This is a genomic window from Pseudomonas sp. VI4.1 (assembly GCF_002029345.1).
Classification (GTDB): Bacteria; Pseudomonadota; Gammaproteobacteria; order Pseudomonadales; family Pseudomonadaceae; genus Aquipseudomonas.
Window position 1 is genome coordinate 1 of the sequence record NZ_MULM01000025.1, and the last position, 3,580, is coordinate 3,580.

Here is a 3,580-nt window from a genome sequence, read left to right on the forward strand (position 1 = left end):
CCAGCGAAGGCGGCTTAACGTCCAACGAAGATGTTGAATGTTATGGCCCCTTCGCTGGCAAGCCAGCTCCTACAGGGGGGCGATCTCAACCCTGCCGACCCAACAGATTCAGGGCCGATGTCAGCCCCGCCGATCCAGCAGGTTCACCACCAGCCGGTCCACCCATCCCCACACCCGTTGCTTCACCCGTCGCCACAGCGGCCGGCGTTGCCACGCCTCGAGGCTGACCTCCTGGCTCAGGGCAAAGTCCTTCTCGAAACTCGCCGCCACCGCACGTGTCAGCCCCGCATCCAGCGCTTCAAGGTTGGCTTCCAGGTTGAACCGCAGGTTCCAGTGATCGAAGTTGCACGAGCCGATACTCACCCAGTCGTCGATCAGCACCATTTTCAGGTGCAGGAAACACGGCTGGTATTCGAAGATCTTCACCCCGGACTTGAGCAGTCGCGGGTAGTAGCGATGCCCGGCGTAGCGCACCGATGGGTGGTCGGTGCGGGGCCCGGTCAGCAGCAGGCGCACATCGACGCCGCGGGCGGCCGCCCGGCGCAGTGAGCGCCGGACTTTCCAGGTCGGCAAGAAATACGGGGTGGCCAGCCAGATCCGCCGCTGGCCACTGTTCAGCGCGCGAACCAGCGATTGCAGGATGTCCCGGTGCTGACGGGCGTCGGCATACGCGACCCGGCCCATGCCCTCGCCCATGGACGGCATGCGCGGCAGACGCGGCAGACCGAAGTTCGACGCCGGTTTCCAGGCACGGCGATGGCGGTTGGCGATCCATTGGCGATCGAACAGCAACTGCCAGTCGATGACCAGCGGACCGCTGATTTCCACCATCACTTCGTGCCATTCGCTGATGTCTTCGCCCGGCGTCCAGAATTCATCGGTCACGCCCGTGCCGCCGACCACGGCCAGACACTGGTCGACCAGCAACAGCTTGCGATGATCGCGGTAGAAATTGCCCACCCAGCGCCGCCAGCTCAGGCGATTGTAGAACCGCAGCTCGACACCCGCGGTTATCAGCCGCTGTCGCAGGGTCAGCGTGAACGCCAGACTGCCGTAATCGTCAAACAGGCACCGCACCCGCACACCGCGCTCGGCGGCCTGGACCAGCGCCTGGACCATGGCTTCGGCACAGGCGCCCGCCTCCACCAGGTACAGTTCCAGCTCCACCTGTTCTTCGGCGCGGGCAATCGCGACCAGCATCCGCGGAAAAAACTGCGGGCCGTCGATCAGCAGCTCAAACGCATTGCCTTCACGCCAGGGGAAAATTGCGCCGGCCATGTCAGCGCGCCGTGAAAATCAGTACCGCACCCACCGGCACCGACAGACTGATGGCCGACAAGCCGGCGACCTTGCGCAAGCTTTCCAGGCCTGGTGCCAGGTCGAAATCTTCGGCATTGATCACCAGCGGTTCGAGGGTGACCACCTGAAAACGTCGATCATCAAGGCGCGTCGCCAGCAGTTCGGCGTTGTATTGGTGTTGCTTGCCATGCAGGTCGACCGTCAACGGCAACCGCAATTCCAATTGTGCACCCGGCGCGAGGTCATTGATCGGGCGCAGATCGATTTGCGTGGTGATCAACGCTGCGGGGAATGTCTGGATCTGGAACAGCTCCTTGCGCATGCGCTCATCGCGCAAGGGGATGCCGCTGTTCACCGACTCCAGCTCGACTTCCACCTCGGCCAGGCCCGTGGGGCTGACCTTGCCGTGCAGTACCAGAAAGCGTTGCACTTCGGAAATGTTGGCGTTTTTGGTGCTGATGAACGATAGCCGCGAGGACTCGCCGTCCAGGTACCAATTGGCATGGGCCGATAACGAGGCGCCGGCCAGGAGCAGGAAAGCGAGGGTTTTGAACAGGGAGCGGTTGAACATAGAGACTCGTGGGGGCAAATAAACCTGAGCGAACCTTAACCGCCCTGAGGCGGGTTGCAAACCGCGAAGATCCAAAGATCGCCCCTGTAGGAGCTGGCTTGCCAGCGAAGGCACCATTGAGATCGCCATCGCCGGTAATCCATGCTCCTACAAAAACCGATCTGTTCAGGGCAGCAGGCGACACCCCTGCCGCTCACCAACCCACACCGCGCTGTTGCTGCGCCCCAGGCCGCTGACCGTCACACGCTTGCTCGCCGCGTCATCGGTAAACCCGCTGATGGGCAACCACTGCTTTACATAGCCACGGCAATACCCGGCGTCGTTAGCCATCACGTACCGGCATGAGCAATATTCCTTGGCGGTGTAGGCGCTGATGATGTCCGGGAATGCCCACAGCGCCACCCGCTCCTGCCAGATCCAGCCGAGCAAGACGACCGACAGGATCAACCACAACGTGTTGAACGGATGGCGACGAACAAAACCGCGGCGGTTCATGGTTGCTCCTTCGCGACAAAGGCCTTGAGCGCGAGCTTGAGCAGTTCGTTGTGTCGGTAGCTGCCGTCGCGATCATCGCCGTAGCGCACGATCACCAGGCGTTCGCCGGGCATCACGTACATCGCCTGCCCCCAATGACCCAGTGCGGCGAACGTGTCGGCGGGAGCGTCGGGCCAGGGGGTTGCCCCCCTCTCTATCGGGCGATTGAGCCACCAATGGCCGCCGGGCACTGCTTCGTCCTGATTGGCCTGGTAGCGGGCGAATGGTGTGCGGCTGAAGGCGACCCAGTCTTTGGGCACCCGTTGTCGATCGCCCCAGCGTCCGTCGCGGGCCATCAGCAGGCCGACCCGTGCCAGGTCCCGGGCGGTGAGGTAGGCATAGGACGAGGCGACGAAGGTGCCGCTGGCATCGGTTTCCCAGACCGCATGGTCAATCCCCAAAGGTTCGAACAGCGCGGTCCATGGGTAGTCCGGGTACCGCGTCGGACCGACAATGGTTTTCAGCGCCGCCGACAGCAGATTGGTGTCACCACTGGAATAACGGAAGGCCTGGCCGGGCTGGGCGTAGCCGTCGTGGCCAGCGGTGAACGCGGCAATATCCTGGCGGCCACGGGTATAGAGCATGGCCACCACCGACGACTTCAACGGTGCGTATTCATAGTCTTCCTGCCAGTCCAGCCCCGACGCCCAGTGCAGCAGATCGGCCATGGTCATGGTCGGGTGCTTTTGCATCGCTGGATAGAACTTCAGCACCGGGTCATCGAGCTTGAACAGACCCTCGCCATAGGCCACGCCGAGGACCGTGGCCATCAGGCTTTTGCTGATAGACCAGGTCAGGTGCGGGGTGTCGGCAGTGGTCGGGCCGGCGTAGCGCTCATAGATCAGTTGACCGTCGCGGATCACCAGCAAGGCATCGGTGCGGATGCCTTGGCGGGTGGTGTCGTCGCGGGGTGGGAAGGCGTAAGCCTCCAGGGCCTGCAGTGCCGGGCCGGTGACTGCCGGGGCGGTTGACCATTGAGCGCCAGGCCAGTTTTCGGCGCGGGCCGGGAGGCTGAGCAGCAGCCAGGGAACAGCAGGGGGCAAGCCGTTTGAACATGGGTGGGGGCTCGGGGGGATTGGCCTGCTGAGCCTAGTCGAGGTTGATGACAGTTCTGGGAGTTTGTGTGGGGCCTAGGGCCGCCTTCGGCTGGCAAGCCAGCTCCTACAGGGGATCGTC

4 protein-coding genes are annotated in these 3,580 nt (G+C 63.3%); all 4 read right to left on the minus strand.

Annotation, left to right across the window (positions count from 1 at the left end):
- Positions 1-120 precede the first annotated feature (120 nt).
- On the minus strand, positions 121-1,278 hold the full coding sequence (locus BZ163_RS00285) for a phosphatidylserine/phosphatidylglycerophosphate/cardiolipin synthase family protein (RefSeq protein WP_128869349.1): 1,158 nt from the start codon (positions 1,276-1,278) through the stop codon (positions 121-123).
- A gap of 1 nt (position 1,279) precedes the next feature.
- The gene (locus tag BZ163_RS00290; RefSeq protein WP_128869350.1) at positions 1,280-1,870 is read right to left on the minus strand and encodes a YceI family protein; all 591 of its coding nucleotides are present in this window, start codon (positions 1,868-1,870) and stop codon (positions 1,280-1,282) included.
- Positions 1,871-2,035: 165 nt separating this feature from the next.
- Positions 2,036-2,365, minus strand: a complete 330-nt coding sequence (locus BZ163_RS00295; RefSeq protein ID WP_128869351.1) for an amidase — start codon at positions 2,363-2,365, stop codon at positions 2,036-2,038.
- A complete protein-coding gene (locus BZ163_RS00300) occupies positions 2,362-3,447 on the minus strand; it encodes a serine hydrolase (RefSeq protein ID WP_128869352.1) in 1,086 nt (361 codons plus the stop codon). The genes BZ163_RS00295 and BZ163_RS00300 overlap by 4 nt, the downstream gene beginning before the upstream one ends.
- Positions 3,448-3,580: the final 133 nt, after the last annotated feature.